Here is a 21388-nt window from a genome sequence, read left to right on the forward strand (position 1 = left end):
GGGGTGGCCGCCACCGACCCCGGCGCCGGGCTTCTTCTCGCGCTGACCCGCCCGCCCGTGCTGGGACGGGCGGTCAGCGCGCCCCGGTGGCGTGGCGCAGGACGTCGGCCAGGTGGGCTGCCGCCCGTACCGCGGCCAGCCGGCCCTGATGCAGCACGGTGAGGTCCTCGACCGCGCAGGCGGGCGGGGTGTGGCCGACCGCGGCCGCGAGGGCGGGATGGGCGCGGCCCCACGCGGCCACCGACGCGGACAGCGCGGTGGCGGCCTGCTCGGTGGCCATGCCGGGTTCGAGGACCCGGGTCAGCAGGTGCTGGCGGTGCGGCCAGTACGACCAGATCTTGGTCTCGTCGAGAAGCTGCTCGACCGGATCGGTACGCAGGTAGCGCAGCGCGAGCTGGATCGAGTCGGGGCGCCCGTCGGCGATCAGGTCGTCGACCATGCGGTGCCGGGCGTGCGCGCCGGCGACCTCGTAGAACGTGGAGCGGCAGCCGTGCGGCTGGGCCGCGGCCACGACGCTCTTCCAGGTCAGCGGCGTCCCGGGTCTGGTGGCGAGCAGGTCCGCCGCCGCACGGAAGTAGATGATCTTCGTCTGCCAGTGGTTCCGCCGCGGGGACCGGTTGCCCGACAGCCGGGCGTGCCACTCGCCGGTGACGGTCCGCCCGAGGTCCATTGTGATCATCTCAGTCGTCCCTCTCGGGTTGATGTTCTGCGATGTCGAGCCTGGCGTCTGCAAGGTGCACGGCACCATCACGTGTTCACGTGTTCCTGGCTGCGGTGTCCCGTGACGACGTCCAGGACCCGGTCCCAGTCGGCCTGATCCGCTCCCGAACGCCAGGCCACGTGCTGATCGGGGCGGACCAGCACGAGACCCTCCTCCCAGCAGGCCCGGACCACCGTGTCGGCGACCGTGAGGTGCCGCATCGGGATGCCGCGCGCCTCGGCGGTGGCCACCAGCGCCGTCCCGTGCGCCCCGTCGGTGAGGTCCACCAGCGTGAACTGCGGGCCCAGCCGGTCGAAGAGCTGACCGCCGTCGCTCATCCGCACCGCGGGGGGCCGGCATCCGGGCACCGTACGGGTCACCGCGCCGGGTTCCCGCCACACCACCGCCGAGCGCCCGGCGCCGTCGGCCGGCCCGGTGCCCGCCACGTCCGTCGGCGCGGGTTCCGGGCCCAGCACCCCGGCCAGCACCTCGTGCGACGCGCCGGCGTCGGCGAGCCGCCCGAAGCGGCTGCGCGTCTCCAGCGCCCGCGACGCCAGCTCCTGATCGATCAGCGCCCGCCGCCGCCGCTCGTCCTCGTAGCTGGCCAGCAGCGCCGGCCCGCCCCACCCCCGGACCGCCGCCGCGAGCTTCCAGCCCAGGTCGACCGCGTCGCCGACACAGGTGTCCACGGTGTCGCCCGGTGGATGGAACCGGTGGGCGGCCTCCCCGGCCAGGTAGACCGGGCCGCGCTGGTACGCCGCGGCCACCCGGGGCGACTCCTCGGACTGCGCGACCGCCACGATCTCCGCCGCGTCCGGGCCCAGGCCCAGCCGGTCCTGCAGCAGCGCGGCCGGGTCGGCCGTGGTCGCCTCGTCCGCCGACAGCGGCAGGTAACCGATCCACAGGTCCTCGTCAGGGCGCCAGCTCAGGGTCAGCCCCGCGGTGATGATCGTGCGGGGGTGCGCCGGGCCATCGGTCATCTCGTCGCTGCGGAAATAGACCGTGTAGTGCTGCACCGGGGTGGTCAGATGCTCCATCACCACCCCGAGGCACCGCCGCACCGTGCTCTGCGCGCCGTCGCACCCGGCCAGGTACCGCGCCTGCACGACGTGGCGTACGCCGGTCCCCGCCTCGAGCAGGACGGCCACCGCTCCGCCCTGATCACCCTCGGTCCGGCTGTCCGACGCCGACGGTCTCAGGTCCGTGAACGTCCACCCCTCCCGCAGGTCGACCAGCGGATGGGCCCGGGCCGCGGCCCGCAGCCGGCCGGTCAGTTCCGAGCCCGGCAGCACCAGGTACGGCTCGACCGGCGCCCGGCCGTCACCGCCCTGCGCGTACGCGCTCAGCAGCTGGTTGACCGACGGCAGCCGCGACACCAGCACGGGCGGCTGGTCCAGGCCGCGTACCCAGAGCACGTCGGCCTCGCCGTCCGGGTCGATCCCGTGCGGGCGGATCGCGTCGGACAGGCCGAGCCGGCGTAACAGCTCCATGCTGCGGCCGCTCACGAGGTTGAGCTCGCGATGCCGTGGGTCCCGGGTCGCGCGCTCGACCACGATGCTGGGCACCCCGTGATGGGCGAGCTCGAGGGCCAGCACCGATCCGGCCACACCGGCGCCGACGATGAGGACGGGGGTATAGAGAACTGCCATACCGCACATGCTCGGTGCGGGGCAGTCGCGGCGACATCACGCAGTCACGTGATAACGGCTCAGGGTGGCGGTGTCTCCCTGGCCACGAGCTTGGCCAGCTCCACCCGGCGGTTGATCGCCAGCTTGGCGAAGATGTGCCGCAGGTGACTGTCCACGGTGTGGCGCGAGACGAACAGCCGCGCGGCGACCTGCAGGTTCGTGAGGCCGTCGGCGACGAGCAGGGCGACCCGGCGCTCGGCGTCCGACAGGTCCGGCAAGAACGGCGACGCCATCGGTACGGACGGCAGCGCCGCACCCCGCCACGCACCGAGCCGTGCCTCCAGCCGCCGTCGCGCGGCCACCGCCCCGCACTCGTCCACGATCGTGTGCGACTCGTCGTACCAGGCCTCGACCGTGGTCCGGTCCTCGGTGGCGCGCCCGGTCACGGCCGCGTCCGCCAGCGCCGCCGCGAGGGCCAGCCGCCGCGGGGTGCGCCGGAAGTGCCCGATCGCCTCCGTCAGCAACCTCAGGTCACCGCGCAGCATCCCGTCGGCGTGGGCCGCCGCACCGGCCGCCGAGCTCGATCCCGGATTGCGCCGGGCCAGCGCGCGGGCCGCCCGCACCACCCGGGCGGCCCGGTCCCGGTCGTCGGCGGTCAGCGCGAGCCCGACCAGCGTGGCCGCGGCGGCCGGGTCCTGCACGATCAGGGCCGGCCGGTGCTCCAGCGTCTCGTAGAACTCGGCCGCCACCGAGAACGCCACGTCGCCGGCCGCACTCGCGTGCAGCAGCAGCGTCTCCGGCCAGGTCACGTCCTCCGGCGTCGCGGTGATGCCGGTGCGCATCAGCTGCCGCATCCGTTCCAGGTGCACGGTCGCCGCGGCCAGCTCGCCGCGCATCGCCTCGAGCCGGGTCAGCGTGCCGAGCAACGGGACCGCCAGCTGGTACGCGGTGTGCTGCTCGGCGGTCGCCACCCCGGCGTCGGCCTCGGCCACGGCATCGTCGAGCCGGCCCCGCGCGGACAGCAGCTGGGCGGAGTAGTAGTGCCAGAGCGGCTGCGCCCAGAGCGTGCCGAGCCGCTCGGACTCGCGCCGCCCGGCCCCGAGCGCCCGGCCGGCCTCGTCGAACCGGTCGGCGTCGGTCAGGGTGCTGCCCAGCCAGATCCGCGGATGCCGCAGCCGGGCCGGGCCACCGTGCTCGTCGGCCGTACGGGTGGCCGTCGCGGCGTGCCCGAGTGCGTCCTCCAGCCGGCCCTCGGCCTGCGCGACCAGGCTGCGCGCGGTCCGCCCGAAGACCGCGGCGCCGTACTCGCCACCGGCGGTGCCGAGCCGGTCGGCCTCCGCGCCGGAGACGTCCGCCGCGGCGAGATCGTCCACATAGATCAGCGCGTGCGCCCGGATCGCGTGCAACCGGGCCCGCAACGGCTCCCCGAGCGTGGTGTGCTCCAGGCCCCGGTCGGCGTACCCGACGGCGGACCGGTTCTGCCCGGAGTGCTTGCACGCCTCGGCGAGACCCAGCAGCAGTTCGGCCTCCGTCTCGGCGCCCAGGCCGGCGCCCAGGGCCTGCTCACCCAGCTCGCGGGCCTCGCTGACCCGGGCCGCCGACGCCAGCAGCTGCACCGTCTCGGCGATCAGGGCGGTGCGGTCCGGGTGGTGGGTGGGCAGCGCGCCCAGCGCGTGCAGCATGAGGTCGGCGGCGGTGGCGGGCGCGACCCCGGCGACCTCCCGGGCCGCGGTGCACAGCATCCGTACCGCGTCGGCGCTGCCCGAGCGGCCGGTCTTGAGCAGGTGCTCGGCCACCTCCAGGGCCGGGCGGTCCTCCGCGCGCGCGATCGCCGCCGCGTCGCGGTGCAGCTGTTCGCGGACCGGCCGGCGCACCGTGCTGTACACCGCCTGGCGGACCAGGTCGTGGGTGAACGCCAGCTCGTCGCCGTCCTCGGTGAGGACCTCCCGGAGCGCCTCCTCGACCTGCGGGTACACCTCGGCGGGTTCGTGGCCGAGCAGCCGGGCCACGGTCTGCACGCGGAACGGCCCGGTGAACACCGACCCGGCCCGCACCAGGCGCTGGGTACCCTCGGAAAGGCTGGTCAGGACGTCGTTGACGGTGTCGACGAAGCTGGACGGCAGCTCCCCGCCGACCACCGTCGCGACCCCGTCGTTGATCACCAGCTGCCGGGACGCGCGCAGCGCCCGCAGCAGCTGACCGACCCGCAGCGGGTTGCCGCCGCAGCCGCCGGCCAGCGCGAGCACCGTGTTGTCCACCTCGGCCCCGGCCACCGCGGCGCTGAGCTGCGCGATCGCCGCCTCGTCGAGGACGCCGACCGGCACCGGCTCGGCGTGCCCGCGGCCGAGCCAGGTCAGGGTCTGCAGCCCGGGGGTCTCCTGCGCCTCCGGCCGCCCGGCGAACAGCCACCGCACCGGCGAGCTGGCCAGCGCCGGCACCAGCTCGCGGATCGCCAGCGCGCTCAGCTCGTCCATCCACTGCGCGTCGTCGATCACGATCAGCAGCGGCTGCTCGGCGGCGAAATTCTCCAGCGACGCCCGCAGCCGGTCGATGGTGTGGTACTGCTCCTCGCGCCGGGCGCCGTCGAACAGCCAGTCGAACTCGACGGTCCGGGACCGGAACGCGCGCAACGCCATGGTCAGGGTGAGCAGCGGCGCGGCGCTGTCCAGCTTGAACGCCTCCCGGGCGGCGACCGCGACGTCCATCTCGGCGGCCATCTCCACGGCGGCGCGGACCAGGTGCGACTTGCCGACCCCGGGGATCCCGGTGAGCACGAGACAGCCGCCCGCTCCGGCCGCGGTCCCGGCGAGGGCGCGGCGGATGACCGCTGTCTCGTCGCCGCGGCCGAACGTGTGCTGGCTCAGGACGTCCTCCCCCGGCTCGCTCGACAGTGGATGGTGGCGGGATACGACAAGATTGTTTCGAGAACCGGCGTTCAATTCATTGTCCGTTCGGACCGTAAGCGTCTCCGTCCGTAGCCGGGGCATCGCCGAGTTCCCGGAGCCCGGCCCGGAAGAATCTTCTAGCACCCGACTGTTGGGTGCACCTTGTCACCGGACGGCGAGCGAACGTGAACCGCTGAGCACACCGCGGGTCATGCGCTCCAGCAGAGCCGGGCCGTTCTCGGTCAGCAGGGACTCCACATGGAACTGCACGGAGTGCAGACCGGGCCCGCTGAGGCTGTGAACCGCCTGGCCGGAACCGTCACGATGGATCCGTACCGGGCCGGCGGTCAGCGGGCCGCGCACCTCGTCGTGGGCACTCACCGCGGTGAACGAGTGGTAGAACCCCACCCGCTCGGGCCGGCCGTCGACGGTGATCGTCCGGCGCACGCCCTGCGCGGATTCACCCATCCGGGTGATCACCAGACCGAGTTCGTCCGCGAGGACCTGATGGCCGAGACAGACGGCGAGCAACGGGGTACGGGCGGCCAGCAACCGCCGCGTGATCGCGTGCAGTCGGGCGATCCGGGGATCGGTGCGGTCCCGCGGGTCGCCCGGTCCCGGGCCGATCAGCACCACGTCGGCACCGGCGGTCGGCGGATCCCGGTGCCACGGCTCGACCCGCACGTCCAGGCCCAGTGCCTCGGCCATCCGCGCGAGCATCGCGGTGAAGTCGTCCTCCGCGTCCACGATCAGCATCCGCCGCCCGGCCGGCACCGGCACCGGCCGCTCCCGGCCCAGCCAGAACCGGGAGAGCCCGTCGTTGCGCCCGATCAGCTCGCCGGTCAGCTCGCCGGTCAGCTCGCCGGGTCGGTGTGGCGCCGGCGGCACGGGCGGGGCGTCCTCGCGGCGCAGGGCGGCGAGGACGGTGGCGGCCTTGGCCCGGGTCTCGGCCGCCTCGGCCGCGGGGTCCGAGCCCCATACCAGCGTGGCGCCGACCGCGACCTCCACCCGGCCGCCCGCGTCGATGTCGGCGGTCCGGATGATCAGCGCGGAGTCCATCTCGGGCCCGGTGTCGTGCTGGGTGACCAGGGCGAGGACCCCGCCGTAGCAGCGGCGGTCGGTCCGTTCGTGCGCGGCGACGACCCGCCGGGCGCGGGCGACCGGGCTGCCGGTGACCGTCGGCACCGGCATGGTCAGGCGCAGCACCTCGGCCGGGGCAAGGTCCGACGGGCCCTCGATCTCGTACTCGGTGTGGGCCAGCCGCGCCATCGGGCGCAGCCGGGGACCCCGCACCCGGCCGCCGCCGGCGCAGACCCGGGCCATCATCTTGAGCTCCTCGTCGACCACCATGAGCAGCTCGTCGCGTTCCTTGGGGTCGGCGAGGAAGCGGCGCAGGCCCGCGGCGTCGGGCCCGTCCGGCGGGTAACGGTAGGTGCCGCTGATCGGCGTCATCGAGACCCGGCCGCCGCGCATCCGGACATGCCGCTCCGGGGTGGCCCCGGCCAGGGTCCGGCCCGCCCAGTGCACCACGAACGTCCAGTACGCCCCGCTCTCCGCGAGCAGCAGACGACGGAACAGCGCCTTCGCGTGCTCTGCTGACCACTGTGGGTAGTCGGCTCGGTAGGTCCGGCGGATGACGAAGTTGGCGCCGTCACCCCGGGCGATGTTCTCGTCCAGCACCCGCCGCGTGACCGCCGCGTACTCCTCGTCGCTGAGGTCGAAGTCGCCGTCGCCGAGCTCGGGCAGCTCCGCCGGCAGGGTCCGCAGCGCGACCGCGACCGGCATGGTGGACCGGTCCAGCACCCGCAGCGTCACCGGGGGAGCGGCCCCGGCCGGAACCACCAGCAGCACGTCCTCTCCCGGCGCGGCGGGCCCGGTGCCGCAGCGCAGCAGTTCCACCGTCCCCGGGAACGTCTCCGGTCGGTGCAGCAGGGCGAAAGTCATGCCCTCAGCGTGGCCGCCCCGCTGCCCGCCGGCACCTACTCATACGAGTAGTACCCGGCGTCCGATCGCGAACCTAGCGTCAGCCCCGAACGAAAGAATGGGGGTTCGACAATGGACGACAACGCCATGTTCGCCCGCCGCCCACGACTGCGTCACCTGTACCGCGGCGACGCTCCGGGCCTGCTCATCGTGCCGCTCGACCACGCGATCGGGGCCGGCCCGCTGCGGCACCGCGGCGACCTGGACACGCTCGTCGCCGAGATCGCCGCCAACGGCGCCGACGCGGTGGTGCTGCACAAGGGCGCGCTGCGCCGGCTCCGGCCGCACCGGATCGGGCGGCTCTGCCTGGTGCTGCACCTGAACGCGAGCACCGGCCTGGCCCGGGACCCGGACGCCAAGTACCCGGTGGCGACCGTGGAGGAAGCGCTGCGGCTCGGCGCGGACGCGGTCAGCGTGCACGTGAACCTCAGCTCACGGACCGAGGACCGGCAGGTCGCCCACCTCGCCGAGGTCTCCCGGGACTGCCAGCGCTGGGGCGTCCCGCTGCTGGCCATGATGTACGTGCGCGGCCCGGACGTCCTCGACGGCACCGCGCCGAGGCTCGTGGAGCACGCGGTCACGGTCGCCGCGGAACTCGGCGCCGACCTGGTCAAGACCAGCCTGCCGGCCGACCCGGCGGAGATCGCCGCGATCACCGCCGGGTGCCCGGTCCCGGTACTGGCCGCCGGGGGCACCGGTGCCACCCCGCGGAGCCTCGCGGTGGCGGTCCGGGCCGGTGCGGGCGGTATCGCGGCGGGCCGCGCGGTCTTCACCGCCCCCGACCCCGGTGCGATGGTCCGGCAGCTCGCCGCCGTCGTGCACGACCGCACCCCGGCGGCAGCCCGATGAGCCCGGCCCGCGAGACCGCGGACAAGCAGTGCTGGCTGGACCTGCGCGCCGCGGGGGACTGGCGGCAGGCCGCGTGCGAGGAAGCCGTGCATCAACGGTTCGACGCGGTGGTGGCGGACGACCCCGGCCACCTCAAGGGCCTGCCGCCGACCGTGCGCCGGGTGCTGGTGCCCGCCGGTGACGAGCTGCCGGACAGCTTCGACGGCGCTGACCTCGTACTCGCCGATCCTCGCTCGCATGATCTGACTGCGCTCGCGAGACGCCATCCGGAAACCCGGTTCGGCACGGCCCTCGACGTCGGCGACCCGGCCGGTCTCGACGCGGCCTGCGCCAGCGTGCGCCGCGACGCGGTGACCCTGCTGCGGTTCCGCGACCCCACCAACATCCCGATGGAGATCGTGCTGGCCGCGGCGGACGGCGCCGACGGCACGATCATCACCACGGTGGACCGGGTCGCCGACGCCGCCGTGCACCTCGGCGTCCTCGAACACGGTCCCGGGGGCGTGCTGCTCACCCCGTCCGCGCCCGGCGAGGCGACCCGGCTGGCCGGCGTGCTGCGCGACCGGTCACCGGACATCGCCCTGGTCACGCTCACCGTCACCGCGGTGCACCACGCCGGTACGGGGGACCGGGCCTGCGTGGACACCTGCACGTACCTGGGCCGCGACGAGGGCATCCTGGTCGGCTCCCGCTCCCGCGCGATGGTGCTGTGCGTCAGCGAGACCCACCCGCTGCCCTACATGCCGACCCGCCCGTTCCGGGTCAACGCCGGCGCGATCATGTCGTACACGCTCGCCGACCACGAACACACCCGGTACCTCAGCGAACTGACCGCCGGCGGGACCGTGCTGGCGGTCGGCGCGGACGGGCGGACCCGCCGCGTCACGGTCGGCCGGGTCAAGATCGAGACCCGGCCGCTGCTGTCGATCGACGCGGTCGCCCCGGACGGCGAACCGGTCAACCTGATCGTGCAGGACGACTGGCACGTCCGGGTGCTCGGCCCCGGCGCCCGGGTGCTCAACTCCACCGAGCTGCGCCCCGGCGACGAGCTGCTGGGCTACCTGCCCGGCCGGGAACGGCACGTCGGCTACCCCATCGACGAGTTCTGCCGCGAACAATGATCCTCGACTTCCACGCCCGGCTGGTCCCGGGCGACGACAGGCTGCTCCCCACCATGGATGGCGCCGGCATCGAACGCGCGGCGGTGTCCGCCGGCGGCCTGATCGGCCTCGACCGGCTCTCCGCCCAGATCGACGCCGGCGGCCGGGCGGAAGCCGGCGCGGCCAACGACGAGGTGTACGAGCGGTGCGCACGGTCCGCCGGCCGGTTGCTGCCGTTCTACTTCGCGGACCCGTTCCGCGACGTGGCCGCGTACGCACAACGGTCTTCGCTCTTCCGGGGTCTGGAGATCTCCCCGGCGGTGCACGGCTTCCGCCTCGACCACCCGGCGGTGGCCGCGCTGGTGGAGACCGCGGCGCGGGCCGCCCACAGCGTCTACATGGTGACACTGGCCCGAGCGGGCGCCCGCCCGGCTGACCTGGTCCGGCTGGCCCGCACGTTCCCCCAGGTCACCTTCGTGTGGGGACACTGCGGTCACACCGGCCTGGACTTCGCGGGCCTGACCACGATCGCCCCCGAACCGAACATCCTGGCCGAACTGTCCGGCTGCCTGACCGTGACCGCCCGAGCGGCGATCGACCGCCTCGGAGCGGCCCGGGTGCTGTTCGGCACCGAATACCCCCTGCAACACCCCCAGGTGGAACTCGCCAAGATCGCCGTGCTCGGCCTTACCCCCACCCAGCGGACCGCGGTGCTGGGAGCGAACGCCCGCCGCATCCTAGGAGAGGAGAACCCATGACCGCCCATCCTCCGCCCACGCCATGCCCATCGGGCCTACCGGCGCCCAAGCCCGCGCCCGGGTCGCCCGCGCCCGGGTCGCCCGCGCCCGGGTCGCCCGCGCCCGGGTCGCCCGCGCCGCTCGGGGCCGGGCGGCCGGAGGTGGGGGACTGGTCGACGTTCGGTGAGCTGGCCGCCCGGCAGGACGCTCAGCTCGGCCGGCTGCTGACCGCCGCCGCCCGGTCCCCGTTCTACGCCCGGCGCGGCGTCCCGGCCGACCGGGCCGGCCTTGCTGATTATCCGATGACAACCAAGGCCGACCTGCGCGCGGCGTACCCGTTCGGGCTGCTCGCGGTCGACCGTCGTGAGCTGGCGACCTACCACGAGTCCAGCGGCAGCAGCGGCGTGCCCACCGCGTCGTACTACACCGCGGACGACTGGCTCGACCTCGCCGAGCGGTACGCCCGCAAACACGTCGGCATCTTCCCGGCGGACACGTTCCTGGTCCGGACCCCGTACGCGCTCATGATCACCGGGCATCTGGCGCATGCAGCCGCCCGGTCCCGGGGGGCCACGGTGGTGCCGGCGGACAACCGGTCGCTCGCCATGCCGTACGCGAAGGTGCTGAGGTTACTTCAGGACCTCGGCGTGACCCTGACCTGGTCACTGCCGACCGACACGCTGCTCTGGGCCGCCGCCGCCGAGCTCGCGGGGCGGCGCCCCGGCAAGGACTTCCCGCATCTGCGGGCCCTGTTCGTCGGCGGGGAACCGCTGAGCCCGGCCCGCCGCGACCGCATCGCCGCGATCTGGGACGCACCCGTCGTCGAGGAGTACGGCGCGACCGAGACCGGCAGCCTGGCCGGCGAGTGCCCGCACGGCCGCCTGCACCTGTGGGCCGACCGCGCGCTGTTCGAGGTGCACGACCCGGTCACCGGGCGGATCGGGCGCGACGGGCGCGGGCAGCTGGTTGTCACCCCGCTGTACCGGGAGGCGATGCCGTTGCTGCGCTACGCGATCGAGGACGACGTGGAGATCACGTACGCGGACTGTCCCTGCGGCTGGGTGCTGCCGGCGATCCGGGTGCTCGGCCGGGCGCACACGGGCACGCTCGGGCTGACCCAGACCGATGTGGAGCAGCTCGTCTTCGCTCTGCCCGCGGAGTACGGCGTCATGTTCTGGCGGGCCCGGACCGAGGGGGCCGGGCTGCGGATCGAGATCGAGGTGGCACCGCGGTACCGGCAGGCCGCGACCCGGGAACTGCGCGAAGCGGTCGGTGCGGCGTTCGGCATCGACGTCTCGGTGCGCGCCGCGACGCTCGTACCGGCGGCGTCCTTGACCGGTGAACCCGAGGTGATGAAACCGCGCGCCCTGTTCGGGGCGGGCGACAACTGGGACAAGGCCCTGAACTACTACTGAACCCTGGAGTGGATCGCATGCAACGGATAGTGGTGGTCGGAGCCGGCATCGGTGGCCTCACCGCGGCGCTCGCCCTGACCCGGGCGGGGGTGCGGTGCGTGGTCCTCGAGCGCGGCGCCACCCTCGACCGCACCGGCGGCGGCATCCAGATCCCACCGGCCGCGTCCGCCGTCCTGCACCGGCTCGGCATGGGCGGCCCGGCTGCCCTGGGCCCGGTTGCCCTGGGCGCGGGCGCGCCGGTTGCGGCCTGGCCGGATCGGTTCGGCCTGGGCGGTGCGATCGCGCTGGGTGCGGGCGCGCTGGATCGGGTCGGGCTGGATCGGGTCGGGCTGGATCGGGTCGGGCTGGGGGGTGCGGTGGAGCCGGGTGCGCGGGAGCTGCGGCGCTGGTCGGACAACTCGGTGATCAGCCGGACCGCGCTGCAGGGGCCGGCGCCGCACTACACGCTGCGCCGGACGGCGTTGTGCCGCGCTCTGCTCGCCGCCGCCGGACCAGCATGCGTCCTATTTGGACAACGGGTGGTCGGCATCGTCGATCATGGCGACGGGGTGGTGGTCCGGACCGGTGACGGCACCCGGTTCACCGCCGACGCGGTGGTGGGAGCGGACGGACTACGATCATCGGTACGCGCCCAGCTGAGCACCGTCCCGCTGCGCTACTCCGGGCACGCGGTGTACCGGGCCGTGGTGCCCGCGGCCCGCGCCGGACGGCTGGCACCGATGGACGTCGTGGTGTGGCTCGGGCCGGGACGGCATTGCGTCGCCTACCCGATCGACGGCGGGCGGAGCATCAACATCGTCGCCACGGTGCCCGCCGCCCGGCCACCCCGGGCCGCTCGCGAGGTGGTGACCGGGGACGTGCTCGCGGCGTACGAGGGGTGGCACCCGGCGGTCCGCGGCCTGCTCGCGCTCGCCGGGCCGTTCGACCATCATGGCCTGTTCGACCGCGAAGACCTGCCCACCTGGCATCGGGGCCGGGTGGTGCTGCTGGGCGACGCGGCCCACCCGATGCTGCCGTTCGCGGCGCAGGGTGCCGCCCAGGCGATCGAGGACGCGGCGGCGCTGGCCGCGGCGGTGCACCGGCCGGACGCGTTCGCGCACTACGAGGCGGTACGGCGGCCCGCGGTGGCCCGGGCGGTCGCGCTGTCCCGGGCCGGGGCGACCGATCACCACCTGCCCGACGGCCCCGCCCAACGCCGCCGCGACGACCTGCTGCGCCGCACGGAAGCAGCAATCCGATGACCGCGCCCGGCCGACCGGTGGCGCTGGTGACCGGTGCGGCTCGGGGGATCGGCGCGGCGGTTGTCCGTGCTCTTGCCGCGGCCGGCCATCGGGTCGTCGCCACCGACCTGGTCGCGCCCGCCGGTCTGCCCGGTGCGGAGTGCGCGCTGGCGATGGATGTGCGGGACACCGCGGCCGTCGACGCGGCCGTGGCCCGGGTCGAGGGCAATGCCGGGCCGATCGAGGTGCTGGTCAACGTCGCCGGGATCCTGCGGACCGGGCCGGTGCTCGACACCGGCGACGCCGACTGGGCCGCGGTCCTCGACGTCAACGCCACCGGCGTCTTCCGGGTGAGCCGCGCCGTCGCCGCCCGGATGGCCGGCCGGCGGCGGGGCGTGATCGTGACCGTCGCCTCCAACGCCGCGGGCGTGCCCCGGGCGGGGATGGCCGCCTACGCCGCGTCGAAGGCCGCCGCGGTGCACTTCACCCGCTGTCTCGGGCTGGAGCTCGCCGGCGCCGGCATCCGGTGCAACGTGGTCTCGCCGGGGTCGACCGACACGCCGATGCAGCGGGCGCTGTGGACCGGCCCGGACGGCGCGGCGGCGGTCGTCCGGGGTGACCCGGCGAACTACAAGGTCGGCATCCCGCTGGGCCGCATCGCCGACCCGGGGGACATCGCCGCGGCGGTCGTGTTCCTGGCCTCCCCGGCGGCCCGGCACATCACCATGCAGAACCTCTACGTCGACGGCGGTGCCGCGTTGTGACCATTCCCAGGATCGTCTCCTACCCCATGCCCACCGCGGCGGAGCTCAGTGTCGCCGACGTGGACTGGGAGATCGACCCGGCCCGTGCGGCCGTGCTGATCCATGACATGCAGGGTTACTTCGTCGGCTGCTTCCCGCCCGGGCGGCCCCCGGTCACCGACCTGGTCGCGAACATCGGCCGGGTCCGGTCGGCCGCGCGTGACGCGGGTGTCCCGGTGCTCTACAGCGTGCAGCCGGGCCGGGTCTCCCGCGCGCGGCGGGGCCTGCTGCACGATTTCTGGGGGCCCGGGATGACCGGCGAACCGGCCGACCGGGACGTGATCGCGGCGCTCCGGCCCGGCCCCGGCGACCATGTCGTGACGAAGACCCGTTACAGCGCTTTCTTCCGTACCGAAATGGCTGCCTTGCTGGAATCTCTCGGCCGGGACCAGCTTGTCGTGTGCGGTGTTTTCGCCCACATCGGCTGCCTGTTCACGGTCGCGGACGCGGTCTCGCACGACGTCCAGGCGTTCCTGCTCGGTGACGCGGTCGCGGACTTCTCGCGCGCGGACCACCTCATGGCCCTGGACCACGCCGCCGGGTGCTGCGCGGTCACGACGACGACACGTCGCTTCCTGGACCGTGCCGCAACAGCGCGGCCAGCTCCATCCGCGACGCGATCCCGAGCTTCTGGAAGATCTGCCGGAGATGGAAGTTGACGGTGTGCGGGGACCGCTGCACCCGGTGCGCGATCTGCAGGTTCGTCATCGCGGCCAGGCCCGCGAGCTCGGCGATCTGCCGTTCCCGGGGGCTCAGTACCGCCAGGTCCACGCCCGTGTGCGACCGTTCCCGTGGGGCCGGGGGCGGGACCGACGGCAACGCCGCCTTGGCCGAGCGTGGGCCGGCCGGCATCGCCCGCAGGGTCGCCGCGACCGGGACCGGCAGCCCGGCCGCGACGATCGCGCGGACCCGGTCGTGGCTGAACGCGACGTTCTCGCCGTCGGCGATCAGCAGCCCGGAGTCCAGGGCATCCGCGACGGCCGGCACCACCTCCAGCGGGCTGACCCGCAACAACCGGGTCAGCCGGACCAGCGGGAAGGGCGAGCGCAACGTCGACGCGGCCTGCAGCAGGTGCCGCGCCGGCGGCGACATCGCGGCGAGCTGTCCGGAAACCCATGATCCGGTACGCAGGGGAAGCCGCGCAGCCGTCAGCACGGTACGGCCGGCGTCCGTGCGTACCAGTCCTTCCTCGGCCAGTCCGGCGACGAGTTCGCGGACCACGCCGGGCCGGCCGGCGGCGACCCGGAGCAGGTCGGCGACGTCGGGGCCGGGTGGTGCCCCGAGCCAGCCGGTGGCGAGCCGCAGCACGTCGGCCGGGGACAGCGGAGCCAGCGCGACACGGCGCACCGACGGCGAGGTCAGCCGATCGACGAGGACCGGTCCGGTGCCGGGCCGCGCGGGCACCACGATCAGCACCGGGGCGGTCTCGGCGAGCAGGTCGAGCGCGTCCCAGGCCCGGGCGTCCACCCGCAGCGGATGATCACACCCGAACACGAGCAGCCGCCCGGCGGACAACGCCGGCGGCGGGTCGCGGCGCAGCTCCCGGGTGACCCGGCGGGCGCCGTCCTCGGCGGTCCACTCCGGTTCGGGGATGACGGTCGCGCCGCGGTCGCCGGCGATGGTGACGATCTCGCGCAGCATCCGGGTCCGGCCGCTGCCGGACGGGCCGTCCAGGACCAGGACGGACGGGCGACCCGGGGTCACCGTGGTGAGCAGTGCCGACATGGTGCGGATCTCATGGTCACGGCCGATCAGTGCTGCGGACCCCATGCTTCCCCCTCGAGCTGCGCGTACCACCGATGGTGGCGGGCGTGGCCGGGAGAGATCGGCTATTAGTAGGGGATCCGGCGGACCGGTCGGTTTGCCGACGCCGGGGTATCAGAAACGGTCACTGGTCATGACCGGAGGCCAGCCGGTTCAGGCCGGCCGGGTCGAGCACGGTGACCCGGCGGTACCCGGTGGCGACCAGTCCGCGCTCGCGCAGGTCGGCGACGGCCTTCTGCACCGTGGCCTGGGCGATGCCGATCATCGCGGCGAGTTCCGGCTGGCTCAGCGGCACCGCGATGTCCACCGTGCCGTCCGGCCGGGGCAGCCCGCACACCTGGGCGATCTCGGCGATGAGCCGGGCCAGCCGGATGTGCGCGGGGAACGCGGCGAAGTCGGTGCGCCGCTGGTTGGCCCACCGCAGCTGGCGGGCCACCGCGGCCATGACCGGGGTGGCGGCCGCCGGCCGCCGGCGCAGGAACGCCTCGAAGTCGGCCCGGGTGACCAGCCGGGACACCACCCGGCCGCAGGCGGTCACCGTCGCGTTGCGGGGGTCGCCGGTGAGCGCCCCGGTCTCGCCGATGACCTCGCCGGGCAGCCGGATGCCGAGCAGCGTCTCGATGCCCTCCACCGCGGTGGTGACCTTGACGAACCCGCTCAGGATCAGCACCACGGTGGTCGACGGCGCGCCCTCGCGCAGGATCATGCGGTCGGCGGCGAACACCTGCCGGATCCCGAGCGTGACCATCTCGGCCGTGGCGGCGGGCGACAGGCTGCCGAGGAACGTGGCGGGCGCCCACCCGTCGGCGCGGGCCTGTTCGCTCATCGGACCTCCCGTCGGCGGCACCGGATCTGCCGGACCAGCCAATCACGCCACAGGCGACGGGGCAACGCGGCCCGGTCCGTCCTGGTGCGATCGTGGGCACGTCCGGTGACGGGACCGTCATCCGGCAACCGTCATCCGGCTGGGTGTCCGGCGTCACGGACACCCGGCCGGATCAACGGCTATGGTTCCCTGCGGTGTCCCACCTCGCCGCAGCCTTCGCCCTGCCCACGGCACCCGGATCGTTCGTCGGCCGTGCGGGGCTGCTCGCTGCCCTGCGCGCGGAGCTGGCCCGGCCGTCCGCCGTCGTGCTGCTCACCGGCGAGCCCGGCGTCGGCAAGACCCGGCTCGTCGCCGAGGTGCTCGACACCTCCCCGGTGCCGGTGGTGGTCGCGCACTGCGACGACCTGCGCGAACCCCAGCCGCTCGGCCCGCTCATCGACGGACTGCGGCTGACCGGCCCGCTGGTGGACGGGCCCCCGCTCGACGCCGACGCCGAACGCGCCCGGCTGCTGCGCGCCATGGCCGGCCTGCTGCGCGGGCGCGCACCGCTCGTGGTCGCGCTCGAGGACCTCCAGATGGCCGATCCGGCCACTGTGGAGCTGGTCGAGCACCTGGTCGCGTACCCGGTGGAAGGCCTGACCGTGCTGATCACCACGCGCCCGTCGGGGTGGCAGCCGCCGGCCGGCGTGCGGCAGCTGCACGTCTCGGCGATGACCCGCGACGAGGTCGGCAGTCTCGCCGGCGCGCTGCTGGAACGCCACGACGCGGCCGCGGAACCCCCCGGGCGGTTCGTCACCCACCTCTATGAGCGCACGGCCGGCATCCCGTTCCTCATCGAGGAGGTGGTCCGCTCGCTGGTCACCGACGGTGACGTCGACCGTATCCGGCAGCATCCGGAGGTCCTCGCCGACGTCGCCGTGCCCGCCCTGCTGCGCGACGTGCTGCTGGCCCGCCTGCGCCACCTCGGCGAACACACCCAGGAGATCCTCGGCGCGGCCGCGGTGGTGGGCCAGGCCGCGGACCCGCGCCCGCTCGCCGCGATCCTCGGATCCGATGACCGTACGGTCGCCGCGGCCCTGTCCCAGGCCGTCGACGCCGGACTGCTGCACGAGCGCGACGGCCGCCTGTGGTTCCGCCACACGCTCGCCCGGCAGGTCGTCCACGAGCTGGTGCCCCCGGTCACGCGCGGCATGCTGCACCTGCGCACGGCCCGGATGCTGGAGGAGCAGCAGCCCCGCCCGGTGGCCCGCCTCGCCCACCACTACCGGCTCGCAGGCAGCGCCGCCGACCACGTGCGCAACGCCGAGGCCGCCGCCGACCTCGCCACCGCCCAGGGCGACGACGCCACCGCCGCCCGCTTCCTGCTCGGCACCACCGGGTATCCCGCGCTGCCCCGCCCGGTCCGGGTGCGCCTCGCGGTGAAACTGGGCCGCTCGGCCATCGAGAGCGTCGCCCAGTCCGACGCCATCCCGGTGCTGCGCCGCCTGCTCGCCGACCGCCGCCTGCCCCCGGGCGCCCGCGGCGAGCTCGGTCTGTCCCTCGGGCGCATGCTCAGACAACAAGGCGAGGCCCGTGCGGGGTACGAGGAGATCGAGCGCGCGGTCCCGTACCTGCGCCAGCACGCCCGCCGGGCCCGCGCCCTCGCCGTCCTCAGCGCACCGGACACGGTGGTCGGACGGCACCTCACCGAGCACCAGCGACTGTGCACCGAGGCGGCCGAGGCAGCCGCCCTGTCCGGCGACCCGGCCGCCACTCTCGCGGTCCTGATCGCCCGGCTGTCGCTGTCCCTGGAAACCGGCGACCCCGGTGCCCTGCCCGCGATCGCCGCGGCGCTGGCCGGCGAGACGTTCGCCGGCTACCCCCGCGAGCGTGCCCGGGCCTGCATAAACTGGGCCCAGGGCGCACTGCACACCGGCCAGGTCACCGCCGCGGCCGAGCTCACCGCCACCGGCCGCCGCCTGGTCGACGACGCCGACTACGAACGCCTGCGCCCGGTCGTCGAACTGACCGAACTCGGCCTCGACCTGGCCGCGGACCGCCGCACCGACCTGACGGCCCGCCTGCTGCACTTCCTGGCCCGCCCCTACCGCCTGCCCCAGGCCATGGCCGACGCCCGCCTCTACCTGGCCCGGCTCCGGTTCCGCGAGGGTGACACCGAGGTCGCGGAGGCGGGCATGCGCGAGGTGATCGCCGAGGCCACCCGGGTCGGCGCGGTCTGGCCCCTCGTCCCGGCCCGCACCGCGCTCGCGGAGCTGCTCCTGACCACCGGTTCCCACGCCGAGGGCCGGGCCGAGGCCCAGGCCGCCGTCGACCTGGCCGAGGGCAAGGGCCTGCGGACCTGGGGCGCGGAGGCAGCCCGGCTGCTCGTCACATGATCCGCCCGCCGCGTGTCATCCCGGCATGCAGCGAATGACGAACCCCGCGACGGTTCTGCCGGACACCATGACGGCGATCAACTCCCTCTACCGGGCCGCCCACTCCGCCGGCGTCCCTGGATCCACCCTCGAACTCGTGCACCTGCGGACCAGCCAGATCAACGGTTGCGGCCCCTGCGCCGACGCGGGCGCCCGCAGCGCCCGCCGGGACGGTGAGACCGACGACCGGCTGTTCTCGGTCGCCACCTGGCGCGAGACGCCCTACTTCACCGACGCCGAACGGGCCGCCCTCGCCCTCGCCGAGGCCGCCACTCGCCTGGCCGATCGGCCTGACCCGGTCCCGGACCCCATCTGGGCCGAGGCCCGCAAGCACTTCACCGAACCGGAACGGGCCGCCTTGATCATCTGGATCGCGACCACCAATCTCTTCAACCGCCTCAACGTGACCACCCGCCAGCAGGCACCCCAGAACTGGGGCTGACCCCACCCGATCCGTCGCCGGCCCGCATCCGCCGGGGCCGGCGCCGGTCAGGACGAGCGTCGCGGCGGCGGGTGTGCTCACGGGATGAGGATGATCTTGCCCAGGGCGGTGCGGCCGGACGACTCGGACAGTTCCATGGCCGCGGCCACCTCGGACAGGGGGAAGCGGGCCGCGATCGTGGCGGACAGCGTGCCGTCGCGCAACAGACCGAGAACATGCGAGAGATCGGTACGGGTACGGGCGAGGAACGCGTCCCGCTTGGCCGAGCCCGGCTTGCCGGCGCCCGCCCAGATGTCGTAGAAGCTCGCGTGTCTGCCGGTCGGCAGGTAGTTCCAGAACGCGAGCTTGCTCAGCAGCATGAGGAAGCTGAGCAGCACGGAACTCTTGTCGTCGAGTTTGCTGGCGATGCTGTAGCAGACAAGCGTCCCCGTCCGGTTGAGCAGCCGGTACGAGAGGTCGACGCTCGCCCCGCCGAGGTGGTCGAACACCGCGTCCACACCGTCGGGGGCCAGCGCGCGGATCCTGGACCCCAGGTCGGGGTCGCGGTAGTCGACCGGTTCCGCGCCGAGTGCCGTGAGCGCGTCGTGGTGGCGCGGGCCGGCCGTGCCGATCACGTGGGCGCCGGCCTGGCGGGCGAGCTGGACGAGGATGCTGCCCACCCCGCCGCCGGCACCCAGGACGAGCACCGTCTGCCCGGCCCGCACCTTCGCCTTGGCGTGCAGCATCTGGTAGGCGGTGATGCCGTTGACGATGAGTGTCTCCGCCTCGTCGGCGGCGATCCCGTCGGGCACCTCGACGAGCTCGGCGGCCGTCAGCAGAACCGCGGTGGCCCAGGCGCCGGTCTTGGTCAGCGCGGCGACCCGGCGGCCGGCCAGGGCGGGGTCCACCCCGGGCCCGACGGACTCGACGGTGCCGACGAGGTCGTAGCCGGGCACGAACGGGAACGCGGGCTGACCGTAGTAGCGGTCCCGGCGCATCGCGCTCTCGGCGAACGACACGGCGGTGGCCTCGACGCGCACCACGACCTGACCGGCGGCGGGTGCGGGCAGTTCGCGCCGGACCAGCCGTAGGCCGGAGGGGCCGACCTTGCCGGGCAGGACTACCTCGAGGGTCGAGTTCATGGTCGCTCCCGCATTTCGTGAATGTGCATCACACTGTTAATGGCCGTAACTATGCACTGGTCCGTTGAACTGCGTCAACCAATAACTAGAGTGGCTGACCCGTTACGATGCGACGATGGATAACGGGCAGGCGTTGACGCGGCGCGAACGACTGCGGTCGCAGACGCTGGAGGAGATCAGGGACGCGTCGTTCGCGATCATCGACGCGGACGGCGGTCACGCGCTCTCGATCGCGGCGCTGGCCCGGAGCATGGCGATGTCCGCACCGGCGGTGTACCGCTATTTCCCGTCCCGCGACGCTCTGATGGCCCATCTGACGACCCTGGCCTACGAGCAGCTCACGACCGCGATGACCGATGCCGTCGCCGTCGCCGGTAGCGGCCGGGCGCCGCAGACGAAGATCCGGTTCGTGGTCGAGGCCTACCGCGGGTGGGCACTGCGCCATCCCCGCCGCTACGCGATGCTCTTCGGCGAGCAGACCGCCGCCGTCCCGGGAGACCGCGCCGCCGCCGGCCCGGGAGATCGCGCCGCCGCCGTGCCGGGAGATCGCGCCGCCGCCGGCTCGGGAAACCGCGCCACTGCTGTGCTTGGAGACCGCGCCGCCGCGGTCCCGGGAGACCGCGCCACTGCTGGTTCCGGAGAGCGGGCGGTCGCTGGTTCCGGGGAGCGGGCAGCCGGTGGGCCCGGTACCCGGACGCCGCTGGATCGGGCGATGGCGTTGCTCATCGACCTGATGGTCGCCGCGACGGAGGACGCCCCGCGGGAGAGTGCCGGCGGCAGCCCGGAACTGGACAGCCGGCTGAAGGCGTGGGCCCGGATCCAGGGCCGGCCGGACATCACGCCACGCGTTGCCGGTGCCGCGCTCCTGATCTGGACCCGGGTCCACGGGATCGTGGGCCTCGAGCTCACCGGCATGCTCGACGACCATCCCCTCGACGCCGAGATGCTGATCAACCTTGAGCTCGACAGCATCCTCGACCCGGCCGGGAGAGGTTGAACCGGTCACACCGGCGAGGCCGCCACGTGGCGCAGGGCCAGGAGCATCGCCGCCACGTGGCGCAGGGCCAGGAGCATCGCCGGCGCGGTGGGGGTGGGGGAGGGGCCGGCCGCGGTCAGGGCGAGTGCGGCCCGGCCACGCCACCGCGGATCCTCGACCATCGGCAACGGACACCTCGGCATGGTCGAGGGGCTGACCGAGGACGAGATCCGCACCCAGCTGGAGACGCCGGCGCGCTGGGGATCACCCAGGCCGGGCTGCCGATCACCCAGGCCGGGCTGCCGATCACCCAGGCCGGGCTGCCGATCACCCAGGCCGGGCTGCCGATCACCCAGGCCGCGCTGCCGATCACCCAGGCCGGGCTGCCGATCACACCCTGGCCGACGCCGCCGCTGCGGGTCTTCTCCGGCAAGTCCTTCGAGGCGATCCGCGACGAGTACCAGCAGCCGCTCGTCACGCGGGAGCAGGGGCAGCCGGTCGCCCCGCGCGCGTTCGGGTGATCCG

General features: G+C 74.3%; 18 protein-coding genes. 11 read left to right on the forward strand and 7 right to left on the reverse strand.

What is annotated here, in order from left to right; all coding sequences use genetic code 11:
* Nucleotides 1–73 precede the first annotated feature (73 nt).
* From ACIA6A_RS08695 to ACIA6A_RS08710, 4 genes are all read right to left on the reverse strand, one after another.
* Complete coding sequence (locus tag ACIA6A_RS08695; protein ID WP_396096872.1) at nucleotides 74–679, reverse strand: hypothetical protein; 606 nt, start codon at nucleotides 677–679, stop codon at nucleotides 74–76.
* A 68-nt stretch (nucleotides 680–747) separates the two neighbouring features.
* Nucleotides 748–2349: an FAD-dependent monooxygenase gene (locus tag ACIA6A_RS08700; RefSeq protein ID WP_396096873.1), complete on the reverse strand. Its 1602-nt coding sequence runs from the start codon at nucleotides 2347–2349 to the stop codon at nucleotides 748–750.
* A gap of 59 nt (nucleotides 2350–2408) precedes the next feature.
* Nucleotides 2409–5267 (reverse strand): AAA family ATPase, encoded by a 2859-nt coding sequence (locus tag ACIA6A_RS08705; protein ID WP_396096874.1) that lies wholly within the window; start codon nucleotides 5265–5267, stop codon nucleotides 2409–2411.
* Between the two features lie 111 nt (nucleotides 5268–5378).
* Nucleotides 5379–7157, reverse strand: a complete 1779-nt coding sequence (locus tag ACIA6A_RS08710; protein ID WP_396096875.1) for an anthranilate synthase family protein — start codon at nucleotides 7155–7157, stop codon at nucleotides 5379–5381.
* Between the two features lie 111 nt (nucleotides 7158–7268).
* Here ACIA6A_RS08710 and ACIA6A_RS08715 point away from each other — a divergent pair, with 111 nt between their 5' ends.
* The 7 genes from ACIA6A_RS08715 (at nucleotide 7269) to ACIA6A_RS08745 (ending at nucleotide 13979) form a co-directional block, all read left to right on the forward strand.
* Nucleotides 7269–8045, forward strand: coding sequence for a 2-amino-3,7-dideoxy-D-threo-hept-6-ulosonate synthase (locus ACIA6A_RS08715; RefSeq protein ID WP_396096877.1), 777 nt, complete (start codon nucleotides 7269–7271; stop codon nucleotides 8043–8045).
* Nucleotides 8042–9166, forward strand: coding sequence for a 3-dehydroquinate synthase II family protein (locus tag ACIA6A_RS08720; protein ID WP_396096878.1), 1125 nt, complete (start codon nucleotides 8042–8044; stop codon nucleotides 9164–9166). Before ACIA6A_RS08715 ends, ACIA6A_RS08720 begins: the two co-directional genes overlap by 4 nt.
* The gene (locus ACIA6A_RS08725) at nucleotides 9163–9903 is read left to right on the forward strand and encodes an amidohydrolase family protein (RefSeq protein WP_396096879.1); all 741 of its coding nucleotides are present in this window, start codon (nucleotides 9163–9165) and stop codon (nucleotides 9901–9903) included. The genes ACIA6A_RS08720 and ACIA6A_RS08725 overlap by 4 nt, the downstream gene beginning before the upstream one ends.
* A 140-nt stretch (nucleotides 9904–10043) precedes the next feature.
* Complete coding sequence (locus ACIA6A_RS08730) at nucleotides 10044–11297, forward strand: AMP-binding protein (RefSeq protein WP_396096880.1); 1254 nt, start codon at nucleotides 10044–10046, stop codon at nucleotides 11295–11297.
* Between the two features lie 17 nt (nucleotides 11298–11314).
* The gene (locus ACIA6A_RS08735; RefSeq protein ID WP_396096881.1) at nucleotides 11315–12538 is read left to right on the forward strand and encodes an FAD-dependent oxidoreductase; all 1224 of its coding nucleotides are present in this window, start codon (nucleotides 11315–11317) and stop codon (nucleotides 12536–12538) included.
* Nucleotides 12535–13281: a 2,3-dihydro-2,3-dihydroxybenzoate dehydrogenase gene (locus ACIA6A_RS08740; RefSeq protein WP_396096882.1), complete on the forward strand. Its 747-nt coding sequence runs from the start codon at nucleotides 12535–12537 to the stop codon at nucleotides 13279–13281. Before ACIA6A_RS08735 ends, ACIA6A_RS08740 begins: the two co-directional genes overlap by 4 nt.
* A complete protein-coding gene (locus tag ACIA6A_RS08745; RefSeq protein ID WP_396096884.1) occupies nucleotides 13278–13979 on the forward strand; it encodes an isochorismatase family protein in 702 nt (233 codons plus the stop codon). Before ACIA6A_RS08740 ends, ACIA6A_RS08745 begins: the two co-directional genes overlap by 4 nt.
* Here the strand turns inward: ACIA6A_RS08745 and ACIA6A_RS08750 are convergent.
* Nucleotides 13873–15090: a LuxR C-terminal-related transcriptional regulator gene (locus tag ACIA6A_RS08750; RefSeq protein WP_396096885.1), complete on the reverse strand. Its 1218-nt coding sequence runs from the start codon at nucleotides 15088–15090 to the stop codon at nucleotides 13873–13875. The two genes, ACIA6A_RS08745 and ACIA6A_RS08750, sit on opposite strands and share 107 nt — an antisense overlap.
* Before the next feature lie 118 nt (nucleotides 15091–15208).
* Nucleotides 15209–15910: a Crp/Fnr family transcriptional regulator gene (locus ACIA6A_RS08755; RefSeq protein ID WP_396096886.1), complete on the reverse strand. Its 702-nt coding sequence runs from the start codon at nucleotides 15908–15910 to the stop codon at nucleotides 15209–15211.
* Between the two features lie 194 nt (nucleotides 15911–16104).
* On the opposite strand from ACIA6A_RS08755, the gene ACIA6A_RS08760 reads away from it, so the two are divergent.
* Together ACIA6A_RS08760 and ACIA6A_RS08765 are read left to right on the forward strand one after the other, a co-directional pair.
* Nucleotides 16105–18285, forward strand: a complete 2181-nt coding sequence (locus ACIA6A_RS08760) for an ATP-binding protein (protein ID WP_396096887.1) — start codon at nucleotides 16105–16107, stop codon at nucleotides 18283–18285.
* A gap of 25 nt (nucleotides 18286–18310) precedes the next feature.
* Nucleotides 18311–18766 (forward strand): carboxymuconolactone decarboxylase family protein, encoded by a 456-nt coding sequence (locus ACIA6A_RS08765; RefSeq protein ID WP_396096888.1) that lies wholly within the window; start codon nucleotides 18311–18313, stop codon nucleotides 18764–18766.
* Between the two features lie 77 nt (nucleotides 18767–18843).
* Here the strand turns inward: ACIA6A_RS08765 and ACIA6A_RS08770 are convergent, their stop codons facing one another.
* Complete coding sequence (locus tag ACIA6A_RS08770) at nucleotides 18844–19887, reverse strand: medium chain dehydrogenase/reductase family protein (RefSeq protein ID WP_396096889.1); 1044 nt, start codon at nucleotides 19885–19887, stop codon at nucleotides 18844–18846.
* 115 nt (nucleotides 19888–20002) lie between these two features.
* On the opposite strand from ACIA6A_RS08770, the gene ACIA6A_RS08775 reads away from it, so the two are divergent.
* Nucleotides 20003–20884: a TetR/AcrR family transcriptional regulator gene (locus ACIA6A_RS08775; protein ID WP_396096890.1), complete on the forward strand. Its 882-nt coding sequence runs from the start codon at nucleotides 20003–20005 to the stop codon at nucleotides 20882–20884.
* A 26-nt stretch (nucleotides 20885–20910) separates the two neighbouring features.
* The gene (locus ACIA6A_RS08780; protein ID WP_396096891.1) at nucleotides 20911–21384 is read left to right on the forward strand and encodes a hypothetical protein; all 474 of its coding nucleotides are present in this window, start codon (nucleotides 20911–20913) and stop codon (nucleotides 21382–21384) included.
* Nucleotides 21385–21388 lie beyond the last annotated feature (4 nt).

The sequence above is a fragment of the Actinoplanes sp. NPDC051494 genome (assembly GCF_044454705.1).
Lineage (GTDB): Bacteria > Actinomycetota > Actinomycetes > Mycobacteriales > Micromonosporaceae > Actinoplanes.